Raw genomic sequence first — 22,887 nt, forward strand, 5'->3', positions numbered from 1 at the left:
ATTACTTAGCTTTCGAACGGTAGGCTTCGATCAGCTCGATAAAGTGATCGAACAGCGGCGCGGCGTCGTGCGGGCCCGGGCTCGCTTCCGGATGTCCCTGGAAGCTGAACGCTGGTTTATCGGTGCGGTGAATGCCCTGCACCGTTTTGTCGAACAGCGAAATGTGCGTCACGCGCAGGTTCGCCGGCAGGCTGGCGTCATCGACGGCAAAGCCGTGGTTTTGCGCGGTGATCATGACGCAGTTGTTGTCGAGATCCTGCACAGGATGGTTGCCGCCGTGATGGCCGAGCTTCATCTTCACCGTTTTCGCACCGCTCGCCAGCGCCAGCAGCTGGTGGCCAAGGCAGATGCCGAACACCGGAATTTCGGTTTCGAGGAAGGTTTTGATGGCGCTGATGGCGTAATCGCACGGCTCCGGGTCACCCGGTCCGTTAGAGAGGAAAATTCCGTCTGGATTAAGTTTCAGCACCTCTTCGGCAGGCGTCTGCGCCGGCACCACCGTCAGTCGACAGCCGCGGTCTACCAGCATGCGGAAGATATTGAATTTTACGCCGTAATCGTAGGCCACAACGTGATAGGGCAGCGCTTCCGCGCGCTTCGCCTGCGGCAGCCCCTCGTTCAGCGTCCAGGAGCCCTGCTGCCAGCTATAGGTCTCCGCCGTTGTGACTTCTTTCGCCAGATCCATCCCTTTCAGCCCTGGGAACGCCTGCGCTTTCTGCAGCGCCAGCGCCGCGTCGGGGTTGTCGCCCGCGATGATGCAGCCGTTTTGCGCCCCTTTTTCACGCAGCAGGCGCGTCAGCTTGCGGGTGTCGATATCGGCGATGCCCACCACGTTATTGCGCTGCAGGTAAGCTGACAGGCTCTCTTCGCTGCGGAAGTTGCTGACAATCAGAGGCAGGTCGCGAATGACCAGGCCTTGCGCGTGAATTTGTGTGGATTCTGCGTCAGCGGCGTTGACGCCGACATTGCCGATATGGGGATAAGTGAGGGTGACGATCTGGCGGGAATAGGAGGGATCAGTGAGTATTTCTTGATAACCGGTCATTGACGTATTGAAAACGACTTCCCCCACTGCCGATCCCGTTGCCCCTATGGCCCGACCGTGGAATTGGGTTCCGTCTTCCAGAACCAAGAGCGCTGACTTAATCAAAACATCCTCCAGGGAATAAACAGTCACAATATTTGCATATTAATTCAAAATTTGGCCCTGAATCAAGGCAAAAACCGCCTGTGTGGTCGATTTTTGGCAAATTGCGCGCATTCTAATGATCGCTCTCAGGCTTGTCTACCCTGAAGCGTGATTTTTTAGTGTTTTTTGAGTCACTGGAGAGGAAACACAGCAATAAGTCGCAAAAAAGAGACATTAACGGTAAGAATAAACGGTTGCCTGAAAGAAATAAGATAAAACCGCACTGAAGAGGCTACTATTTTTGACCAAATGGTCAAAAAACCGCTTTTCTTAGCCACACAGGTAGAGAAAACATCTATTTTTAAGCAACACGCACATTAAAAAGACAAAAACCCCCCATTTAAACAACAAAATTAAGGGCGATAATAGCATCGCCCTGCTCAATCAATATGTTAACGATTGAAATAACCACATCACGATGGTTCACAACATTCACAGCATTGATAAATCCAGCACATCACGCATATCGTAAAGCCCAGGTTTCTTCTCTTTCAGCCACAATGCTGCCTTAACCGCGCCATTTGCGAAGGTCATGCGGCTTGAAGCCTTGTGGGTTATCTCAACGCGCTCGCCGATATCTGCAAACATCGCTGTGTGCTCGCCGACGATGTCGCCCGCGCGCACCGTAGCAAAACCGATAGTCTGCGGCTTGCGCTCGCCGGTATGACCTTCACGCGCGTAGACGGCATGCTCCTTTAAGTCCCAGCTCATGGCGTCGGCAATCGCTTCGCCCATCGCCAGCGCCGTGCCCGAAGGCGCATCGACCTTATGGCGATGGTGCGCTTCGACGATTTCGATATCGGCGTAGTCGCCCATGACCTTCGCCGTTTTCTCCAGCAGCTTGAGCACCAGATTCACGCCGACGCTAAAATTGGCGGCGAAGACAATGCCGATATCGGCGGCGGCAGCCTGAATCGCCGCTTTGCCCGCGTCATCGAAACCGGTCGTGCCGATCACCATCGCCTTGTTGTATTCGCGGCACAGCGCCAGATAGTGCAGCGTGCCTTCAGGGCGGGTGAAATCCACCAGCACGTCAAAGTCATCCATCACGCTGCGTAAATCGTCGGCGATAATAACGCCGTTTTTTCCCAGTCCGGCCAGTTCGCCAGCGTCGCTGCCCGTCAGCGAGGATCCGGGGCGCACCAGCGCGGCGCCCAGCTCGACGCCCTCCGCCTGCTGCGTCGCCTCGATCAGATTGCGTCCCATGCGGCCTGACGCGCCTACGATGGCAATGCGGTAATTACTCATATTTATTCATTCCTGATACAAAACTATGCATGCAAAGCGCAATCAGGTTAACGGTCAGTTAACAGATGCGCCACTACTAAACCGGGATAATTAGAATTTCAGGGTAGCGCTTACCGATTATCAGTAAAAGCAATTCCTTTGGCGGGCAATCACCCCTTTCGCCCATAAAAAAGGCCGACTGTCGTCGGCCTCTCAGCAAGCGGTGAAATGCAGGGTTACTGCACGTTGCGCACGTCGACGCGCAGCTCTTTCGGCACTTCAAACACGATATTCTCTTCACGCCCGATGAGCTCGATGGCCGCTTCGCCGCCCAGCTCGCGCAGGCGCTGGATCACCTGCTGTACCAGGATGTCGGGCGCCGATGCGCCAGCGGTAACGCCGATGCACGCGATGCCTTTTACCCACTCTTCCTGGATGTCGTCCGCAGAGTCAATCAGTTTCGCCAGCTTGCCGGCGCGCTGTGCCAGCTCCGCCAGGCGATTGGAGTTGGAGGAGTTCTTCGAGCCGACCACCAGCACCACTTCCGCATCGCGCGCCAGCACGCGCACCGCTTCCTGCCGGTTGGTGGTGGCATAGCAGATATCGTCTTTACGCGGGCCAATAATTGCCGGAAAGCGCGCGCGCAGCGCATCGATCACGTCAGAGGTGTCATCGACCGACAGCGTGGTCTGCGTCATAAAGCAGAGATTGCTCTCATCCTTCACCTGCAGCTTAAAGACATCTTCCGGCGACTCCACCAGATACATGCCGCCGTTCGGGTTGCTGTACTGGCCCATGGTGCCTTCAACCTCCGGATGCCCGGCATGGCCGATCAGGATCGCTTCCACCCCTTTACGACTGGCGCGCGCTACCTCCATATGGACTTTGGTCACCAGCGGACAGGTAGCGTCGAACAGCATGGTCAGGCTGCGCGCTTTCGCTTCGGCGCGTACCGCCTGCGATACGCCGTGCGCCGAGAAAATCAGAATGGCGTTATCCGGCACTTCGCTGATCTCTTCGATAAAGATCGCGCCGCGTTCGCGCAGGCTGTTCACCACGTAGCGGTTGTGTACCACTTCATGGCGCACATAGATCGGCGCGCCGTACATCTCCAGCGCGCGCTCGACAATGCTGATGGCGCGATCGACGCCGGCGCAGAAGCCGCGCGGGTTAGCCAGCAGGATTTGCATCGTTTGCCTCCAGTACCGGATTGACCTCCAGCACATCGATATCGAAGTGAACCTGATGACCGGCCAGCGGATGATTGAAATCGACGGTGATGGAATCCCCGGAAATTTCGCGGATCACACCGGGCATCTCGCTGCCGCCCATGCCGGTAAAGAGCATGATGGCGCCAACTTCCGGCTCGCCCGCATCAATAAAGTCGCGGCGCGAGAAGTACTGGATCAGATCCGGGCTGACGGCGCCAAACGCCGCTTCCGGCTCCAGCGTAAAAGCGTGCTTATCGCCCGCCTTCAGTCCCAGCAGCTCCTGCTCCAGCGCAGCGGAAAGGCTGCCGTCGCCCAGACGGAACAACGCCGGTTTGCCGGACGCAGAGGTTGACTCCGCGACGGAGCCATCCTCAAGCTTCAGCGTGAAATGCAGCAGCACCGCGCTGTCGCGCTCTACAGAGACTGTCATGTCTTACCCTTGTTTTGCCTGTTTGCCGGAGGGGCTGAGAAAGCCCTCCAGCACCACTAACGCGGCGCCGATACAGATGCCGCAGTCAGCGATATTAAAGGTGGCGAAGTGCCAGTCACCGATATAGAAGTCGATAAAGTCGACAACGAATCCGTGATAAGCACGATCGAACAGGTTGCCCGCCGCGCCGCCGATAATCAGCGCGTAGGCGATATTAACGATTTTCTGGCTGGCGCGGCTGCGGTACATCATGACCAGCAGCGCCACCACGATAGCGATGGCGATGCCGGCGAAGAACCAGCGCTGCCAGCCGCCTTTGTCCGCCAGAAAGCTGAAGGCCGCGCCGTAGTTATGCGCGTAGAACAGATTGAGGAACGGCATCAGCGGCTGCGTTTCATGCAGCATCATGTTGTTCATCACCCACTGCTTGCTGGCGAAATCGACCAGGATCACCACCAGCACCAGCCATACCCAGCGTAAGCCGGTTGAGAGAATAGGTTTACGCATCAGGCAAATTTACGCTCTTCGCCGTTGCCGGCAAGGTTGGTGTAACAGCGTCCGCACACGGCAAGATGCTCCGCATTCTGGCCGACGTCCGTAGTGTAGTGCCAGCAGCGCGGGCATTTCTCGCCTTCCGCTTTATGCAGGGCGATTTTCAGACCTTTTACCAGCTCGCTCTGCTGCGCTTCTTCGCTCGCCAGCGCGTAATCCGCCACCGTCGCGCCTGAGGTCAGCAGCACAAAGCGCAGCTCGTCGCCCAGCGCCTGCAGCTTTTCCGCCAGTGCCGCATCGGCATAGAGCGTCACGGTCGCTTCCAGCGCGCCGCCGATACGCTTGTCGCTGCGCGCCTGCTCAATAACTTTATTGACTTCGCCGCGCACCTTCAGCAGCTCCGCCCAGTAGGCGTCGTTCAGCGCGTCGTCCTGCGACAGGCCGAACAGGCCGCTATACCACTCCTCGGTGAAGACATACTGCGCGCGTTTGCCCGGCAGATAGCCCCAGATTTCGTCGGCGGTAAAGGACATGATCGGCGCCATCCAGCGCACCAGCGCCTCGGCGATATGCCACAGCGCGGTCTGGCAGCTGCGGCGCGCCAGGCTGTCGCTCTTCGCGGTGTACTGGCGATCCTTGATGATATCCAGATAGAACGAACCCATCTCGACCGAGCAGAACTGCATCAGGCGCTGGATAACCTCATGGAAATCGTAGTTGTCGTATGACGCGACGATATCCGCCTGCGCCGCCTGCGCGCGGCCGACCGCCCAGCGATCCACCACCACCATCTCTTCCGGCGCCACCATATCGGTTTCCGGGTTGAAGCCGTTGAGGTTCGCCAGCAGGAAGCGCGCGGTGTTGCGGATGCGACGATAGGCGTCGGCAGAGCGTTTCAGGATCTCGTCGGAAACCGCCATCTCGCCGGAGTAATCGGTAGAGGCGACCCACAGACGCAGAATATCCGCGCCCAGTTTGTTCATCACGTCCTGCGGCGAAACGGTGTTGCCGATCGACTTGGACATCTTGCGACCCTGACCATCCACGGTAAAGCCGTGAGTCAGCACCTGACGATAAGGCGCTTTGCCCTTCATCGCGGTAGAGATCATCAGCGAAGACATAAACCAGCCGCGATGCTGGTCGGAGCCTTCCAGATACATATCGGCAGAGTGGCCGCCGAACTCCGGACGGGCGTCGACTACCGCATAGCTGGTAGAGCCGGAGTCGAACCAGACGTCCAGCGTATCCGGCACTTTCACATAGCTGTCGGCGTCGTCGCCCATCAGATCGCGCGGATCGAGATCCCACCAGGCCTGAATGCCGTCCTGCTCGACGCGCTGCGCGACTTTCTCCATCAGCGCCAGCGTGTCAGGATGCAGCTGCTCGGTCTCTTTATGCACGAACAGCGCCATCGGCACGCCCCAGGTGCGCTGACGAGAGATGCACCAGTCCGGGCGATTGGCCACCATCGCTTCGATACGCGCCTGGCCCCAGTCCGGGATCCACTGCACGCCTTTGATCTCTTTCAGCGACTGCGCGCGCAGCCCTTTCTGATCCATGCTGATGAACCACTGCGGCGTGGCGCGGAAGATGATCGGCGTTTTGTGACGCCAGCAGTGCGGGTAGCTGTGCAGCAGTTTTTCCACATGCAGCAGCGCGCCCTTCTCTTTCAGCAGCTCGACGATCACGTCGTTGGCTTTAAAGACATTCAGGCCGTCGAGGGTCGGATAGGTGCCCGGCAGATAGGTGCCGTCCGGGCCAACCGGGTTCGCCACTTCGATGCCATATTTCTGCCCGATAACATAGTCGTCCGGACCGTGGCCCGGCGCGGTGTGTACGGCACCGGTACCCGCTTCGAGCGTAACGTGCTCGCCCAACACCACCGGCGACTGAATGTTCACCAGGAAAGGATGCTGGAAGGTCAGACGCTCCAGCGCCGCGCCTTTGCATTCGCCCAGCACGGTCCACTCGGCGACGCCAGCGCGCTTCAGCACGCTCTCGACCAGCTCTTTCGCGAGGATCAGAGCGCGACCATCGATCTGCACCAGCTGATAGTCGAACTCAGGGTGCAGCGAGATAGCGCGGTTGGCCGGCATGGTCCAGGGCGTCGTGGTCCAGATCACCAGCGAGATCGGGCCGTTGACCGGCGCGTCGCCGAACTGCGCACGCACCGCGTCGCGGTCTACCGCGTTGAACATGACGTCGATAGAGGGCGACGTTTTGTCATAGTATTCGACTTCCGCTTCCGCCAGCGCCGAGCGGCAGTCCAGACACCAGTGCACCGGCTTGGCGCCTTTATGCAGATGACCGTTGCCGATGATTTTGCCCAGCGCGCGGATGATATTAGCTTCGGTCTGGAAGTTCATCGTCAGGTAGGGACGATCCCAGTCACCCAGCACGCCGAGACGGATAAAGTCCGCCTTCTGCCCTTCCACCTGCTCGGCGGCATATTTGCGGCACGCTTCGCGGAATTCAGCCGGCGTGACTTTCTCGCCCGGCTTGCCGATCATCTGCTCAACCTTATGCTCGATCGGCAGACCGTGACAGTCCCAGCCTGGTACATAAGGCGAATCGAAGCCCGCCATGCCTTTCGACTTAACGATAATGTCTTTCAGAATCTTGTTAACTGAGTGACCAATATGGATGCTGCCGTTGGCATAGGGAGGGCCGTCATGCAGGATAAAGGTTTTTTTCCCTTTTTTGGCTTCGCGGATGATGCCGTACAGGTTGTCATCATACCAGCGCTGCAGCATTCCCGGCTCGCGTTTGGCAAGGTCGCCACGCATCGGGAACCCCGTTTCGGGCAAATTCAGGGTAGATTTATAGTCACTCATCAGATTCTCGTTTCCGTATTTTGCGGGGTTAAAGCCCAAAGAAGCGCCGGGCGGTTACCACATCTTTCGCAATTTGTTCTTTCAACGCCTCCAGTGAGGCAAAGCGCTGCTCGTTACGTATCTTATGCTTCAGCACCACATCAATGTGCTTTCCATACAGATTGATATTGATGTCAAGCAGGTGAACTTCAAGCTGCTGGCGTAATCCTTTTACCGTTGGTCGGGTGCCGATATTGGCGACGCCGGGAACGGGCGCGCCCAGGCCAAGCACCTCCACCGCATACACGCCTTTCACCGGCGAAACGATGCGGCGTAAAGGGAGGTTCGCGGTGGGAAAACCGATGGTGCGCCCCAGTGCATCGCCGTGCACGACGCGGCCAGAGATACTGAAAGGATGGCCCAACAGCGTTTGCGCCAGCGCTAAGTCATCATTTGCCAGCGCCTGACGCACGGCTGTGCTGCTGATACGCTTGCCGCCGTCGCAGAAGGTTTCGGTGCTGACGACGTCAAAGCCGTACTCGGCACCCGCCTTCTGTAATAACAGGAAATCGCCCTGACGACCAGCGCCAAAGCGGAAATCATCCCCCACCGCCAGGTACTTAACGCCCAGCTTATCCACCAGCAGATCGGTGATGAAACACTGCGCCGACTGCGCGGCGAAGCGGCGGTCAAAGCGCACGCAGAGCACGCGATCGACGCCCGCTTCCGCCAGGAATTTCAGCTTCTCCCGCAGACGCGTCAGGCGCGCCGGCGCTTTGTCTCCGGCAAACAGCTCAAGCGGCTGCGGCTCGAACAGCATCACCATCACCGGAAGCTGGCGTTTTCGTCCCTCTTCGCACAGGCGCGCCATCAGCGCCTGGTGGCCGCGATGCACGCCGTCGAAGTTACCAATGGTCAGGACGCAGCCGCGATGCTGCTCGTTTAGATTATGAATACCGCGGATAAACTTCATGGCTGACTCAAACCGGTGGAAATCGGCGGATTATACCCTTGAAACCGGCTAAGGTTAACCCGTAGCCACACCTTTCCTGCGCAGAAGGCGCCATTTCTCAGGGCCCGGCGCGCGCTGCCCGTTTATCCGAGAATTTTGTTGGGAAAGGCTGTATTCAACGAGGGGAAGCTGGTAGAATCTTGCGCCATCAATTACGTAACCGGGCGTGGTTTGTAAAACGACGCTTATTTGCACAAATCCATTGACAAAAGAAGGCTCAAAAGGCATAGTCCTCGGCCTTTGATTTGTCCATATAGAACACATTTGGGAGTTGGACCTTGGCTAATATCAAATCAGCTAAGAAACGCGCCGTAACATCTGAAAAACGTCGCAAGCATAACGCGAGCCGTCGTTCTATGATGCGTACTTTCGTTAAGAAAGTATACGCGGCGATCGCAGCTGGCGACAAAGCTGCTGCGCAGAACGCATTTAACGAAATGCAACCGATCGTGGACCGTCAGGCTGCTAAAGGTCTGATCCACAAAAACAAAGCTGCACGTCATAAAGCTAACCTGACTGCTCAGATCAACAAAATGGCGTAAGCCTTTGTTCATCGCTTTGTAAAAAGAACCGGCGCTTAGCCGGTTTTTTTTCGCCTTGAGCAAGCGCCTGCTCCAGGCAAGCGCCTAATCCAGACGCTGCCCGAAGCGGCATAGGATGAAAGCGCGACCGCTAAGCCGTCCGCTGCGCCAGACGCCGTCCCAGAATCACGTAGCCCGCCACTGCAGAGAGAATCGAGCCCAGCAAAATGCCCAGCTTCGCCAGCGTGATAAGCTGCGGATTGCTCTCGCCGTAGGCCAGCGAAGCGATGAAAATCGACATGGTAAAGCCGATGCCGCACAGCACGCCGACCGCAGCGATATCCGCCAGGCGAGTATTGTGCGGCAGCGTCGCCAGCCTGAACTTTACCGCCAGCCAGCAGAAGAGCGTGATGCCCACGGGCTTGCCGATCAGCAGTCCGACAACAATCCCCAGCGGCAGCAGAGAGAAAATATCTCCTGCATGAATGCCTTCGAGCGATACGCCAGCATTGGCGAAAGCGAACAGCGGCAGGATCAGCCAGCGCACCCAGGGATGAAGCGCATGCTCAAGATGAATGGCCGGTGAATGACCCTCCTGCTTTTTCAGCGGGATCAGGAAGCCTACTACCACCCCCGCCAGCGTGGCATGCACGCCTGATTTCAGCACCGCGGTCCACAGCACCATCCCGGCCAGCAGATAGAGGCCAGTATTGCGCACATTCAGCAGATTCATCGCCGCCAGCACGGCAATCGCCACAGCGGCGACGCCCAGCGCGGCTATCGACAGATCGCTGGTGTAGAACAGCGCAATGACAACAATCGCGCCCAGATCGTCGATAATCGCCAGCGCCATCAGGAAGATCTTCAACGCCGGCGGTACACGGCTGCCGAGCAGCGCGAGGATGCCCAACGCGAAGGCGATATCGGTGGCGGTGGGGATCGCCCAGCCGCTGCGCGTAGCGGCATCTGCGCCGTTAAACGCCAGAAACAGCAGCCCGGGCACCAGCATACCGCCCAGCGCGGCAATCAGCGGAAAAATGGCCTGTTCACGCTTTGCCAGCGCGCCCATCACCATTTCGCGCTTCACCTCTAAGCCGACCATCAGGAAAAAGATCGCCATAAGCGCGTCGTTGATCCACAGCAGCAGGTTCTTGCTGATATCGAGCGATCCAAAACGGAATTCGACCGGTACGGCCAGCAGGTTCTGATAACCCTGCTGGGTGTCAGCATAGTTCGCCAGGAACATCGCCAGCGCGGCCGCCAGAATAAGCACGATGCCGCTTGTCGCGTCATTCTGTAGCCATTTTTTAAGTTTGATATTCACATTGTCTCCCGATTTATTACCTGTGCTATCCCAGAGCAGCGGCTATCATAACGGTTAACAAACCTTTAATCGGTTATTAAAAGCTGCATTTACGGAACTTTAAGCACTATGCAGCGAAAAGGCATAAAAAAAGCCAGCGACAGAGCGCTGGCTTGATGCTGACTGCATGACTGATTAACGGGTTAAGTCGTCAAAGAACTTCTTCACGCCGTCGAAGAAGCTTTTCGAACGCGGGCTGTTGTTCTCGCCCGTTGGACCGCCGAAGCTCTCTTCCAAATCGCGCAGCAGCTTTTTCTGCTTCTCGTTCAGATTGACCGGCGTTTCCACCACGACGCGACACAGCAAATCGCCGACCGCGCCGCCGCGCACCGATTTCACCCCTTTGCCGCGCATGCGGAACAGCTTGCCGGTCTGGGTTTCAGCCGGGACTTTCAGCTTCACGCGTCCGTCAAGCGTCGGCACCTCAATCTCGCCGCCCAGCGCCGCCATGGCAAAATTGATCGGCACTTCGCAGTAAAGGTTGTTGTCTTCGCGCTCGAAGATCGGGTGTTTCTTCACCGACACCTGAACGTAGAGATCGCCAGCTGGCGCGCCCTGCTCGCCCGCTTCGCCTTCGCCGCTGAGACGAATGCGATCGCCGGTATCGACGCCTGCGGGGATTTTCACCGACAGGGTTTTCGATTTCTCGACGCGTCCATGGCCATGGCAGGCGTTGCACGGATCTTTAATCACCGAGCCTCGGCCGTGACAGGTCGGACAGGCTTGCTGCACGGTAAAGAAGCCCTGACGCATCTGCACCTGGCCTGCACCGTGGCAGGTCGGACAGGTTTGCGGCTGAGAGCCCGCCTTCGCGCCGCTGCCGTGGCAGACGTCGCACTCCTGCAGCGTCGGGATGCGGATCTCTTTGGTCACGCCGCGCACCGCTTCTTCCAGCGTCAGCTCCATGTTGTAGCGTAAATCGGCGCCGCGCGCTGCGCGTTGACGACGACCGCCGCCAAAAATATCGCCGAAGACGTCGCCAAAGATATCGCTGAAATCCGCGCCGCCGCCGCCAAAGCCGCCGCCGAATCCACCGCCGCCCATACCGCCCTGTTCAAAGGCCGCATGACCGTACTGATCGTATGCCGCGCGCTTCTGCGCGTCAGTCAGGATTTCGTAGGCTTCCTTGACCTCTTTGAATTTGGCTTCCGCTTCTTTGTCACCCGGATTGCGGTCGGGGTGCAACTTCATCGCCAGGCGTTTATACGCCTTTTTAATTTCACGTTCGTCTGCGGATTTGGAGACGCCTAAAATCTCGTAGTAGTCACTCTTCGCCATTTTTAGCCCTTAACATGCTCGCACGGGCGTGGAGAGATCTCCTACGCCCGTGCTGGTTTCAACGGCTGTCAGGCCAACCGTCGCGCCCGGTCAGGGGCAATTATTTTTTGTTGTCTTTCACTTCTTCGAATTCAGCGTCGACCACGTCGTCCTCTTTCTTCGCCGAAGCGTCGGCTGCATCCGCGCCGCCTGCCTGCTGCTGCTGCGCCGCCTCCATCAGCTTGCTGGAAACCTGCATCAGCGCCTGCATTTTAGCGTCGATCGCCTCTTTGTCTTCGCCTTTCAGCGCGGTTTCCAGCTCGCTCAGCGCGGACTCGATTGGCGCTTTGTCGTCGGCGGAGAGCTTATCACCCGCTTCTTCCAGCTGCTTACGGGTGCTATGCGCAATCTGGTCGCCCTGGTTACGCGTCTGCACCAGCTCTTCGAACTTACGATCCGATTCAGCGTTCGCTTCTGCATCGCGAACCATTTTTTCGATTTCGTCCTCGTTCAGACCGGAAGAGGCTTTGATGGTGATCTTCTGCTCTTTACCGCTGTTCTTGTCTTTCGCCGAAACGTGCAGGATACCGTCCGCATCGATGTCGAAGGTAACTTCGATCTGCGGCATGCCGCGCGGTGCCGGCTGAATGCCGTCCAGGTTGAACTGACCCAGCGATTTGTTATCGCTTGAACGCTTACGCTCGCCCTGCAGCACGTGAATAGTCACGGCAGACTGGTTGTCTTCAGCCGTTGAGAAGACCTGGCTGTGCTTGGTCGGAATCGTGGTGTTCTTGCTGATCAGCGAAGTCATCACGCCGCCCATGGTTTCGATACCCAGAGACAGCGGGGTCACGTCCAGCAACAGCACGTCTTTGACGTCGCCCGCCAGCACGCCACCCTGTACCGCAGCGCCCACGGCGACCGCTTCGTCCGGGTTAACGTCTTTACGCGGCTCTTTACCGAAGAACTCAGCCACTTTGGACTGCACCATCGGCATACGCGTCTGACCGCCGACCAGGATCACGTCGTTGATGTCAGAGACAGAGAGCCCCGCATCCTGCAGCGCAACTTTCAGCGGCTCGATAGAGCGGCTGACCAGATCTTCTACCAGCGACTCGAGCTTCGCGCGGGTCACTTTGATGTTCAGGTGTTTCGGACCAGTTGCATCCGCCGTGATGTACGGCAGGTTAACATCGGTCTGCTGCGCAGAAGAGAGCTCGATTTTCGCTTTCTCTGCTGCTTCTTTCAGGCGCTGCATCGCCAGCGGATCGTTGTGCAGATCGATGCCCTGATCTTTCTTGAATTCGGCAACCAGATAGTTAATCAGACGGCTGTCGAAGTCTTCGCCGCCCAGGTGGGTGTCACCGTTGGTGGCCAGCACTTCAAAGGTTTTTTCGCCGTCAACTTCGTCGATTTCGATAATGGAGATATCGAAGGTACCGCCGCCCAGGTCGTAAACTGCGATGGTGCGGTTGCCCTGGCCTTTATCCAGACCGTAAGCCAGCGCGGCTGCGGTCGGTTCGTTGATGATGCGTTTTACTTCCAGACCTGCGATGCGGCCGGCGTCTTTGGTCGCCTGACGCTGCGCATCGTTAAAGTAGGCCGGTACGGTGATAACGGCTTCAGTCACCGGCTCGCCGAGGTAGTCTTCAGCGGTCTTTTTCATTTTTTTCAGCACTTCCGCAGAGATCTGCGGCGGCGCCATTTTCTGACCTTTTACTTCCAGCCAGGCGTCGCCATTGTCGGAAGAGGTGATTTTGTACGGCATGATTTTAATATCACGCTGAACCTCTTCGTCCTGGAAGCGACGGCCGATCAGACGCTTAATAGCGAACAGCGTATTCTGCGGGTTGGTCACCGCCTGACGTTTAGCCGGCTGGCCTACCAGAGTTTCGCCATCCTGCGTATAAGCAATAATTGAGGGCGTGGTGCGATCGCCTTCGGCATTCTCCAGCACGCGCGCTTTACCGCCGTCCATGATCGCAACACAAGAGTTGGTTGTACCCAGGTCAATACCAATGATCTTACCCATCTAAACGTCTCCCACTTAAATTCTTTGTCAATTTGGGTTGTGAACCCTTAATGCGGGCGCTTTGTTGGCTTTCAACCGCCATTACTCGCTTTTTTTCCCGGGCTCACAACGCTCGATGACAACTAGATGGGGCCGCTTCGAAGCGCATCAAGGGTTAAACGAAAATTTTTTTTCGCTGCCAGCTTTTCTGCGCCGCCCGCGCGTCGCGCCTTTGGCTGCGCAAAGAAAAAGCCGCGCAAAGCGCGGCCTGTTGAACAGCATGTTGACTGAGTGCGGTGTGGAGCGCTCGGCCCAGCGAAGGAGCCAAAAAAATATATTATCGTTATTATTACAAAACTAACTTATTTTTCTCTTTTCCCTGATGTCGACGAATAGTCACGTTGCCATAGCCATCAAATAACTGGCCCTATGATAATATTAAGCGGCTTAAATCACAGGGGGAATATTATCTCTTGCGTCCAACCGAACCTCATGGTAATAATGGAAATTCCGAGCATTTTACACCCCCCCTATTCTTTTCTTGTTTGTATCATATGGACATTATTATATGGAAATAAAGATCGGCCATATTGAGGACCGTCAGACTGAAGAATATATTATTCAACAGCTCTGGCAGCATAATAGCCGCTTCGCCGACGTGAATATGAAGCCGCTCAACGTTATATTATATGACGATGACCAACATATTCAGGGCGGGCTGCTGGCGCACACCTGGTTCGGCACGCTGGATATTCACTATCTCTGGATCGACGAGGCGCATCGCAAGCACGGCACCGGACGCGAGCTGATGCAAAAAGCCGAAGAGGAAGCACGCCGCCGCGGCTGCCATATGGCGGTGGTGGATACCTTAAGCTTTCAGGCGCGCGGCTTCTACGAGAAGCTGGGTTATCGCGTCTATGGTGAACAGGATGGCTATGCGCAGCGCTTTGCCCGTTATTATCTGGCAAAAAGATTATAATCCGCACCTAATCAGCGAGGCGCTATGGGCAGCCCATATCGCAGTATCGACGATTTTCTTGCCGCTTTTGCGACCACCATGGATCTATTACCTACGCCATGGGGTTTTAAAGATGCGGCATCACAACATCTCTATATGAATAGCGCGGCGCGCTTATATACCGCTACCCCTAAAAACTATTCTTTAGAGGGAAAAAAAGATAATGAGTTTCCCACGCCCTGGAGCGACTGCGCCGATGAGTTTTGCGAGCACGACGAAAAGGCCAGAACGTTAAAAGCGTGCGTCGCCGTTATAGAAACGCATTACTGGTACGGGAAAAACTATCTCACCCCTTATATTAGCGAAAAATACCCGGTCTTTGACAGCCGTGGCGTTTTTTTAGGCTGTATCTGGAACGCGCGTCCGGTAGAAAGTATTACCGCACTGACGTTTATTCATCCACAAAAGAGCTCAGTGCTGAACACGCAGCTTGAACACCCTCTGTTTACGCCCGCCGAACTGGATGTGATTTTTCTGCTGCTCAGGCGATTCAGCGCCAAAGAGATCGCCCGGATTTACAACCTTAGCGTCAAAACCATCGGCAATCGCATCGCCACTCTCTATCAAAAAGCGGGCGTGCATTCGCTGCAGCAGTTTGAGCAGTACTGCCGCGCTGAGTCGCTGGAGAACTATCTGCCAGAGAAGCTGCTCAGCAAAGGCGTCTCTTTTATTTAAACCGGCAAGGAAACCTGTTGTGAGTAAATTTGATGACTACCCGTTGAGCCGGGTGCCTGCGGGCGAAAGGCTCTCCCTGCTTAGCGTCGCTATCGTGCATATGGGCATGCTGACCGCGCTCGATCAGTTTATGCTCGGCGCCGTGCTCGGTAACAGTATGACGCTCGGCGAAGCCTTTACCGCCATTACCCTGGCGAGCCTGCTGTTTGGCTTTCTGACTTTTGCTCTCGGCTACGCCGGGATGCGCGAAGGTCTGTCAGGCAGTCTGCTGGCGCGCTGGTGCGGCTTCGGTCGCCACGGTTCGGTTTTGATCGGTCTGCTGGTCGCCGTCAGCCTGCTGGGCTGGTTTGGCATTCAGAATGCCGTTTTCGCCCGCTCGCTGAGCTACGCCCTGGACGGCAAGCTGAGCTTTGCACAGTCCGCCTCCTTATCGGGCGCGGTGCTGACGTTGCTGGTCGCCTTTGGCTTTAAGGCGCTGCGCTTTACCGCCCGCGTAGCAGTTCCGCTGTTTATCGCGCTGGTCGGCTGGATCTTCTGGCACGCGTTTCACGGGCAGACGGGCAGCGCTATTCCGCCGGTTGCGGCCACAGAGGCCATTACCGTAAGCGCCGCCATTACCATGGTGATCGGCGGCGCCATTCTCGCCAGCCTGATGACGCCGGATCTGACGCGCTTCTCACGCAGCGGCAAAGATGTTTTCGCCATCACGCTGCTGACCATTCTGGCGGGCGAGTACGGCGTTAACGGGCTGGCTATTCTGATTGCGAAAGAGCTGCAGACTTCCGACATCATCGCCATCATTACCCAGACGACCAGCACGCTTGGGCTGTTCGCGGTGGTCTTTTCGACCCTGCGCATCAACGACCTTAACCTCTACTCTTCGGCGCTGGGCATCGCCAACGCCACGGAAGGGCTGACCGGCTTTAAGCCGCGCTACAGCGTCATCACCCTGCTGCTGGGTTTTCTCGGCACGCTCTGCTCGGTACTGGGCATTCTCGACCGCTTCGTCGATTTCCTGGAGCTATTGGGCGTGATCTTCCCGCCGGTGCTGGGCGTGATGATTGTGGATTACTATCTGCTGAAGAGCGATCGCCAGACGCTGGCGCAAAGCCGCGACAGCAACAGGCTACCGGCGACCTCACAGCTTATCGGCTGGCCTGCGCTGATCGCCAGCGCGGCAGGCAGCGCCACCGGACTGCTGGTTGAGCGCGGCGTGCCGGTTTTCAACTCGATTATCGTCGCCTGTCTTGTTTACCTGCTTGCCGCGCCGCTAATGAAGCGCGCCGCGGCTGCGCCGAAAGCAGCCACCGTCGACTAATCTCTCCTGACGCGCCTGGCTACAGGCGCGTGTCACTCGCCAGCGCGCCCTGCCGTTCGACATTGTAAAGCCACACGCCGATCAGCATTCCCAGCAGCGCCAGTGCCAGCACATACCAGGCCGGCGCCAGCGGCGTCAGGCGTAAAATCAGCGTGACGAAGATGGGCGTCAGGCCGCCGAAGATGGCGTAAGCCACGTTGTAGGAGAAAGAGATGCCGGTAAAGCGCACCGACGCCGGAAAAGCGCGCACCATCAGATAAGGCACCACGCCCACCACGCCGACGCTCAGCCCCGCCAGCCCGTAGTTAAAGAAGAGGCCGCTGCCATCTGACGTCTGGCTGGCGAAAAAATGCCAGCTGCAAACCGCCAGCAGCAGCGAGCCGCCCATCAGGGTTTTTGCTGCGCCCATCCAGTCCACCAGCCATCCGGCAATCACGCAGCCCGCCAGCAGCATTACCGTCGCCAGACAGTTGGCCTGCAAACTCAGCGCGGCACTAATGGCATGCTGTTTCTGCATTAGCGCAGGCGCCATTAAAATCACCACCACGATACAGGCGGAAAGCAGCCAGGTGAGCAGCATAGAGAGCAGCACGCCGCCTTTATGCTGAGTGAGCACGGTTTTTAACGGCAGCGTATCGGCCAGCATTTTACGCTGCTGCATCTGCTGGAAAACCGGCGTCTCGTGCAGCCAGCGACGCAGATACATCGCCAGCAGACCAAACAGCCCGCCAAGAAAGAAGGGAATACGCCAGCCGATGCTGGCGACCGTCTGCGGCGTCATGCTGCTGTTGATGGCGGTCGCGACCAGCGAGCCCAGCAGGATCCCCGCCGTGAGCCCGGCGGTCAGGGTGCCGCAGGCGAAGCCGATGCGCTTCTCCGGCACATGCTCCGCCACAAACACCCAGGCGCCCGGCACTTCGCCGCCAATCGCCGCGCCCTGCAGCAGGCGCAGCAGCAGCATCAGCAGCGGCGCGGCGATGCCCGCCGTATCGTAGGTGGGCAGCACGCCCATCGCCAGCGTCGGCAGCGCCATCAGCAGGATGCTGAGGCTGAACATTTTCTTGCGCCCCACCTTGTCGCCGAAATGCGCCATGATCAGGCCGCCGAGCGGGCGCGCCAGATAGCCTGCGGCGAAAATCGCAAAAGTTTGCAGCTGGCGCAGCCAGTCAGGGATATCAGGCGGGAAGAAGAGCTCGCCGATAACCGCGGCGAAAAAGACGAAAATGATAAAGTCGTAGAACTCCAGCGCGCCGCCGAGCGCGGCCAGCAACAGCGTTTTGAAATCCTGCCTTTTCAGGCGATGGGCAGCATGTGCATCCATAAGCGTACAGGTTCCAGAGGTAGAAGTGGATTTGTAAATTTACGCTTACTATACCGTCCATCTTTCACTACACCAGCGCCGCCAGAGGCTATGCCTGAAATGATGAATTTTTAGTTATTTATCTGCTTTATGGCGCTTTTGGGGCGAAAAGCTGCTACCACGTCGTGATGCGTTTCAACGTAAGGCCCCTCCAGAAGCTGTAAACAATAAGGTACAGAAGCGAAGATCCCCGGCACTTTCACCTTACCGTCGGCCTCTTTCACCCCTTCCAGCGTCTCTTTAATCGACTTCGGCTGTCCCGGCAGGTTCAGCACCAGCGACTGTTTGCGGATCACGCCGACCTGGCGCGACAGAATGGCAGTAGGTACAAACTGCAGGCTAATCTGACGCATCTGTTCGCCGAAGCCGGGCATCTCGCGATCGGCCACCGCCAGCGTGGCGTCGGGCGTCACGTCGCGGCGCGCCGGACCGGTGCCGCCGGTGGTCAGCACCAGGTGGCAAAAACGCTCGTCCACCAGCTCGCAAATCGCCTGTTCGATTAGCGGCTGCTCATCCGGCACCAGCCGGGTTTCGGTAGTAAAAGGGGTGGCCAGCGCGCTGCTTAGCCAGGCTTCCAGCGCCGGAATGCCCTGATCCTGATAAATGCCGTTCGCGGCGCGATCGGAAACGGAGATCAGGCCAATGCGTAAAGTATCCATGATGTTGTTACCCGGGTTGACCGCAAAGCGGTAAGACAAAGGAGGAATAGCAGAGAGGATAATAGAAAGTGAGGCAAAGAGAAAACCGTGGCGGCCAGGCCGCCACGGCAACGGATTACAGCAGGTCAGCGATCATTTTCTCAAGCTTGCCCTGGTCAACGGCGAAGTTGCGGATGCCTTCCGCCAGTTTCGCCACCGCCATCGGATCCTGGTTGTGCTGCCACAGGAACTCAGATTCAGTCATCTTCGCCGGACGCGCTTTCACGTCGCCGCTGTAGCTCAGCTTACGCTCAACCGTGCCTTCGCTCTCCGCCAGCTCTTTCAGCAGCGCGGGAGAGATGGTCAGGCGATCGCAGCCCGCCAGTTCCAGGATCTCGCCGACGTTACGGAAGCTCGCGCCCATCACCACGGTTTCATAACCGTGCTGCTTGTAGTAGCTGTAAATTTCAGAAACTGACACCACGCCCGGATCTTCGTGCGGCGCGTACTCTTTCTTGTCGGTGTTGTTTTTGTACCAGTCAAGGATACGGCCCACGAACGGCGAAATCAGGAACACGCCCGCTTCAGCGCAGGCGCGCGCCTGGGCGAAGGAGAAGAGCAGCGTCAGGTTACAGTTGATACCCTCTTTTTCCAGCTGCTCCGCCGCGCGGATGCCCTGCCAGGTCGACGCCAGCTTGATCAGGATACGGTCGTTGCTGATGCCCGCGTCGTTGTAGAGTTTGATCAGGCTGCGCGCTTTGGCGATGCTGCCTTCGGTGTCGTAGGAGAGACGCGCGTCGACTTCGGTCGAGATGCGGCCCGGGATCAGCTTGAGGATTTCCAGACCAATGTTGACGGCCAGTTTGTCCGACACCAGCGAGATCAGCTCATCTTTGCTGCCGTTCTGCTCGCGCGCCCAGCTAATCGCTTCGTCGATCAGCTTGCGGTATTCAGGGATCTGCGCGGCGTTCAGGATCAGAGAGGGGTTGGTGGTGGCGTCTTGCGGCTGATAAAGCTTCATGGCTGCGATATCGCCGGTGTCGGCGACAACGGTGGTGAGTTGACGCAAGGAGGTCAGTTTGTCCGTCATGTCTGTTGTCTCTTATGTAATGTCAGGGTGAAAAAGGCTGTTGCGATAATATCATGCGGCAACCGAGGCGCAAGGTCGCCAGATGCCGTTTACGATAGCGTGAACAGATGGCTGCGATTTGCCTGTCGCTGCGGCTTTTTTGTTACACTCGGCGGCCTGACAAGTGACATTTCCCTGTAGCGACAAAGGATAACCGAGGAAGCGACTATGTTAATGGTGATCTCACCTGCCAAAACGCTCGATTTTAGCAGCCCGCTGGCGACCCAGCGTTATACCCAGCCTGCGCTGTTAGAAAAATCACAACAGCTGATTGAGGTGGCGCGCGATCTCTCACCGGCGCAGATCGCTTCGCTTATGGGCATCAGCGACAAGCTGGCGCTTCTCAATGCTGAACGCTTCAACAGCTGGCAGCCCGACTTTACGCCGGAGAATGCGCGCCAGGCGATTCTGGCGTTTAAAGGCGACGTCTACACCGGTCTGCAGGCGGAGAGCTTCAGCGAAGCGGATTTCGACTTCGCCCAGCAGCATCTGCGCATGCTCTCCGGCCTGTACGGCGTGCTGCGTCCCCTCGACCTGATGCAGCCCTATCGTCTCGAGATGGGCATCAAGCTGGCCACCCCAGCCGGCAAAGATCTCTACGGCTTCTGGGGCGATCTGCTGACGCAACACCTTAACGCCGCGCTGCAGGAACAGGGCGACGAGGTGCTGATTAACCTGGCGTCGGACGAATATTTCCGGGCGGTGAAGCCGAAGCAGCTGCAGGGCCGCGTGGTGAAACCTGTGTTTCTCGACGAAAAGAACGGCGTCTTTAAGGTAATCAGCTTCTACGCTAAAAAGGCGCGCGGCCTGATGAGCCGCTACATCATTCAGCATCGCCTGAGCGATCCCGAGGCGCTGAAGCAGTTTGATGTGGACGGCTACTTCTTCGATGAGGCGAGCAGCAGCGAAAGCGAGCTGGTATTTAAACGTCACGAGCAGAAGTAATAAAAAAGGCGCCCTCATGGACGCCAGTTAAATGCTTCAACGCGCACAGGCGCGAAGTCAGGCCTTGAGCAAAAACGCGCGCAGCGGCGCGAAGTCAGCCTGCATAGCGTGCGACAGCAGGGGCAAACCAGCGCGATCCGCCAGCGCCTGCGGCAGCGGCAGCGCCTGGCCAAGAATCGCCTCGACGCTCTCTTTGAATTTCGCCGGGTGCGCCGTGCCGAGGAACAGGCCGAACTCCCCTTCCTGCAGCTGATCGCGCAGCAGACGGTAAGCGATAGCCGCATGCGGCTCGGAGATATAGCCGATCTCAGCCAGCTCGCGCATGGTCGCCTCGGTGGTCTCATCGCTCACTGCGCCGTAGGCGAGATCGGTCAGGCGCCAGGTTTTGCGGCGGAACAGCTCCTCTACGCGCGGCCAGTTATTCGGCTGGCTGACGTCCATGGCGTTCGACAGCGTGGCGACCGTGGCGTTTGGCGTCCAGCTGCCGCCCTGCAGGAAGCGCGGCACGGTGTCGTTAGCGTTCGTGGCGGCGATAAAGCGCTTGATCGGCAGGCCAAGTGATTTTGCCAGCAGGCCGGCCGTCAAATCGCCGAAGTTTCCGCTCGGCACCGAGACCACCAGCTGGTTGCGTTTCTCCTGCGGCAGCTGCGCCACCGCTTCGAAGTAGTAGCAGATCTGCGCCAGCAGGCGGCTGATATTGATAGAGTTCGCGGAGTTCAGGCCAATCGCCTTTTTCAGCGCTTCGTCGTCGAACGCCTGCTTCACCAGCGCCTGACAGGCGTCGAAGTCGCCGTCGATGGCGATGGTTTCGATATTGCCGCCCAGCGTGCAGAACAGCTTCTCCTGCAGCGGGCTGATTTTGCCCTGCGGATAGAGAATCACTACGCGGACGTTTTCCATGCCGTAAAAGGCGTGCGCCACGGCCGCGCCGGTGTCGCCGGAGGTCGCGGTCAGGATAGTGATCTGCTCGTCCGCGCCTGAGACGTAAGAGAGCATCTGCGCCATAAAGCGCCCGCCGAAATCTTTAAACGCCAGCGTCGGGCCGTGAAACAGCTCCAGACAGGCGATATCGTCGCTGACTTTCGCCACCGGCGCAGGAAACGCAAAGGCGGTTTTAACGCGTTCAGCCAGCTGGTGCGGCGCGATTTCATCGCCGATATAGGCAGAGAGAATTTTGCTGCTGCGGCTGACGAAATCCATCTCCAGCATCGCGTCGATGTCGGTCAGCTCGAATTCCGGCAGTTCAAGCGGGAAGAACAGCCCCTGTTGCGATCCCAGGCCCTGTTTTACCGCCTGCGAAAAGCTCACCTGCTCGTTATGATCCTTAAGGTTGTAGAGTTTCATGCGTTATCCCAGTTTACGTGCGCCAGCCGTATCAAGACGGCAAATATGGACGAAGCCTTCATCATTCTGCAGATAGTGCTGGCGCAGCCAGTCCGCCATCCGCTGCGCCGTTTCCATCTGATTGCAAACGGCGAAAAGCGTCGGGCCAGAACCTGAAATGCCGCACGCCAGCGCGCCAATGTCGACGGCGGCCTGGCGCGCCTCGGCAAAGCCCGGCAGCAGTTTGGTGCGGTAAGGTTCGGCGATCACATCCTGCATCAGTTTAGCGGCCAGCAGCGGCTGACCGCTATGACAGGCGTGAATAAAGCCTGCCAGCAGGCGGCCGTGTTTGATCACATCCTCTTTGCGATACTGCGCGGGCAGGATGGCGCGCGCTTCGGCGGTAGAGACTTTAATACCGGGGTAAGCCATTACCCACAGCCAGTCGTCGAAGCCCGGCACCGCCTGGCTGATGATGCCGTTCTCCTCCAGCATCAGCTGGATGCCGCCGAGGAAGCACGGCGCGACGTTGTCATAGTGCACGCTGCCGGAAATGCGCCCTTCCAGCTCGCCCATCAGCGTCAGCAGCTGGGTGTCGCTGAGCGGCTTGCCGCAAAACTCGTTCATCGCCATTAAGCCAGCCACCACCGAGCAGGCGCTGGAGCCGAGGCCGGAGCCGATCGGCATATTTTTCTCCAGCGTCATCGCCACCGGTACTTCTTCGCCAATCGCTTCGCAAAAGCGCTGCCAGCACTGATAGACAATATTCTCTTTGGGATCGTCCGGCAGCTTGCTGACAAAGCGCCCGCTGTTTTGCAACGAAAAGCGCGGCGCCGCCTCTACCGTGACGCAGTCGCCCAGCAGCGCGCCGTCCACCGGCGACACTGCCGCGCCCAGCACATCGAAGCCGACGCTGACGTTGCCAATCGAGGCCGGTGCGTAAATTTTTACCATC

General features: G+C 57.8%; 20 protein-coding genes. 5 read left to right on the forward strand and 15 right to left on the reverse strand.

The window, feature by feature from the left end; translation table 11 throughout:
• Position 1: 1 nt before the first annotated feature.
• The 7 genes from carA to ribF form a co-directional block, all read right to left on the reverse strand.
• Positions 2–1,150, reverse strand: coding sequence for a glutamine-hydrolyzing carbamoyl-phosphate synthase small subunit (carA, locus tag ACR6A7_RS17210; RefSeq protein WP_434126329.1), 1,149 nt, complete (start codon positions 1,148–1,150; stop codon positions 2–4).
• A gap of 471 nt (positions 1,151–1,621) precedes the next feature.
• Positions 1,622–2,437: a 4-hydroxy-tetrahydrodipicolinate reductase gene (dapB, locus tag ACR6A7_RS17215; protein WP_434126331.1), complete on the reverse strand. Its 816-nt coding sequence runs from the start codon at positions 2,435–2,437 to the stop codon at positions 1,622–1,624.
• A 215-nt stretch (positions 2,438–2,652) separates the two neighbouring features.
• Complete coding sequence (ispH, locus tag ACR6A7_RS17220) at positions 2,653–3,606, reverse strand: 4-hydroxy-3-methylbut-2-enyl diphosphate reductase (RefSeq protein WP_434126333.1); 954 nt, start codon at positions 3,604–3,606, stop codon at positions 2,653–2,655.
• Entirely contained in the window at positions 3,587–4,057 is a 471-nt protein-coding gene (fkpB, locus tag ACR6A7_RS17225; protein ID WP_434126335.1) for an FKBP-type peptidyl-prolyl cis-trans isomerase, read from the reverse strand. The genes ispH and fkpB overlap by 20 nt, the downstream gene beginning before the upstream one ends.
• A 3-nt stretch (positions 4,058–4,060) precedes the next feature.
• Complete coding sequence (gene lspA, locus ACR6A7_RS17230; protein WP_434126336.1) at positions 4,061–4,564, reverse strand: signal peptidase II; 504 nt, start codon at positions 4,562–4,564, stop codon at positions 4,061–4,063.
• On the reverse strand, positions 4,564–7,383 hold the full coding sequence (gene ileS, locus ACR6A7_RS17235) for an isoleucine--tRNA ligase (protein WP_434126337.1): 2,820 nt from the start codon (positions 7,381–7,383) through the stop codon (positions 4,564–4,566). The genes lspA and ileS overlap by 1 nt, the downstream gene beginning before the upstream one ends.
• Before the next feature lie 28 nt (positions 7,384–7,411).
• A complete protein-coding gene (ribF, locus tag ACR6A7_RS17240; protein ID WP_216492605.1) occupies positions 7,412–8,335 on the reverse strand; it encodes a bifunctional riboflavin kinase/FAD synthetase in 924 nt (307 codons plus the stop codon).
• 317 nt (positions 8,336–8,652) lie between these two features.
• Between ribF and rpsT the strand changes: the two genes are divergently transcribed.
• Positions 8,653–8,916 carry a 30S ribosomal protein S20 gene (gene rpsT, locus ACR6A7_RS17245; protein WP_033749434.1) on the forward strand — a complete coding sequence of 88 codons (264 nt, stop codon included), beginning with the start codon at positions 8,653–8,655 and terminating at the stop codon, positions 8,914–8,916.
• Positions 8,917–9,046: 130 nt separating this feature from the next.
• On the opposite strand, the gene nhaA is transcribed toward rpsT, so the two are convergent.
• From nhaA to dnaK, 3 genes are all read right to left on the reverse strand, one after another.
• Positions 9,047–10,219 carry a Na+/H+ antiporter NhaA gene (gene nhaA, locus ACR6A7_RS17250; RefSeq protein WP_434126339.1) on the reverse strand — a complete coding sequence of 391 codons (1,173 nt, stop codon included), beginning with the start codon at positions 10,217–10,219 and terminating at the stop codon, positions 9,047–9,049.
• A gap of 174 nt (positions 10,220–10,393) precedes the next feature.
• Entirely contained in the window at positions 10,394–11,536 is a 1,143-nt protein-coding gene (gene dnaJ, locus ACR6A7_RS17255; protein WP_434126341.1) for a molecular chaperone DnaJ, read from the reverse strand.
• Between the two features lie 100 nt (positions 11,537–11,636).
• On the reverse strand, positions 11,637–13,547 hold the full coding sequence (gene dnaK, locus ACR6A7_RS17260; protein ID WP_434126342.1) for a molecular chaperone DnaK: 1,911 nt from the start codon (positions 13,545–13,547) through the stop codon (positions 11,637–11,639).
• Positions 13,548–14,094: 547 nt separating this feature from the next.
• Between dnaK and ACR6A7_RS17265 the strand changes: the two genes are divergently transcribed.
• From ACR6A7_RS17265 to ACR6A7_RS17275, 3 genes are read left to right on the forward strand one after another with little or no spacing between them, the layout of a single operon-like run.
• Complete coding sequence (locus ACR6A7_RS17265; RefSeq protein WP_434126344.1) at positions 14,095–14,505, forward strand: GNAT family N-acetyltransferase; 411 nt, start codon at positions 14,095–14,097, stop codon at positions 14,503–14,505.
• A gap of 24 nt (positions 14,506–14,529) precedes the next feature.
• Positions 14,530–15,219, forward strand: coding sequence for a helix-turn-helix transcriptional regulator (locus tag ACR6A7_RS17270; RefSeq protein WP_434126346.1), 690 nt, complete (start codon positions 14,530–14,532; stop codon positions 15,217–15,219).
• 19 nt (positions 15,220–15,238) lie between these two features.
• On the forward strand, positions 15,239–16,537 hold the full coding sequence (locus ACR6A7_RS17275) for a cytosine permease (RefSeq protein WP_434126348.1): 1,299 nt from the start codon (positions 15,239–15,241) through the stop codon (positions 16,535–16,537).
• 19 nt (positions 16,538–16,556) lie between these two features.
• Here ACR6A7_RS17275 and ACR6A7_RS17280 read toward each other — a convergent pair whose 3' ends face one another.
• The 3 genes from ACR6A7_RS17280 to tal form a co-directional block, all read right to left on the reverse strand.
• Positions 16,557–17,858 carry an MFS transporter gene (locus ACR6A7_RS17280; protein ID WP_434126349.1) on the reverse strand — a complete coding sequence of 434 codons (1,302 nt, stop codon included), beginning with the start codon at positions 17,856–17,858 and terminating at the stop codon, positions 16,557–16,559.
• A 110-nt stretch (positions 17,859–17,968) separates the two neighbouring features.
• On the reverse strand, positions 17,969–18,556 hold the full coding sequence (gene mog / locus ACR6A7_RS17285; RefSeq protein ID WP_434126351.1) for a molybdopterin adenylyltransferase: 588 nt from the start codon (positions 18,554–18,556) through the stop codon (positions 17,969–17,971).
• A gap of 115 nt (positions 18,557–18,671) precedes the next feature.
• Positions 18,672–19,625, reverse strand: a complete 954-nt coding sequence (tal, locus tag ACR6A7_RS17290; RefSeq protein WP_033749420.1) for a transaldolase — start codon at positions 19,623–19,625, stop codon at positions 18,672–18,674.
• Between the two features lie 207 nt (positions 19,626–19,832).
• On the opposite strand from tal, the gene yaaA reads away from it, so the two are divergent.
• Positions 19,833–20,609, forward strand: coding sequence for a peroxide stress protein YaaA (gene yaaA, locus ACR6A7_RS17295; protein ID WP_434126353.1), 777 nt, complete (start codon positions 19,833–19,835; stop codon positions 20,607–20,609).
• A 57-nt stretch (positions 20,610–20,666) separates the two neighbouring features.
• Here the strand turns inward: yaaA and thrC are convergent, their stop codons facing one another.
• Both thrC and thrB read right to left on the reverse strand, forming a co-directional pair.
• Positions 20,667–21,953 carry a threonine synthase gene (gene thrC, locus ACR6A7_RS17300; protein WP_434126355.1) on the reverse strand — a complete coding sequence of 429 codons (1,287 nt, stop codon included), beginning with the start codon at positions 21,951–21,953 and terminating at the stop codon, positions 20,667–20,669.
• A 3-nt stretch (positions 21,954–21,956) separates the two neighbouring features.
• Positions 21,957–22,886 carry a homoserine kinase gene (thrB, locus tag ACR6A7_RS17305; protein ID WP_096073867.1) on the reverse strand — a complete coding sequence of 310 codons (930 nt, stop codon included), beginning with the start codon at positions 22,884–22,886 and terminating at the stop codon, positions 21,957–21,959.
• Between the last annotated feature and the right edge of the window lies 1 nt (position 22,887).

This window comes from Pantoea phyllosphaerae, from assembly GCF_051025595.1.
Lineage (GTDB): Bacteria > Pseudomonadota > Gammaproteobacteria > Enterobacterales > Enterobacteriaceae > Pantoea.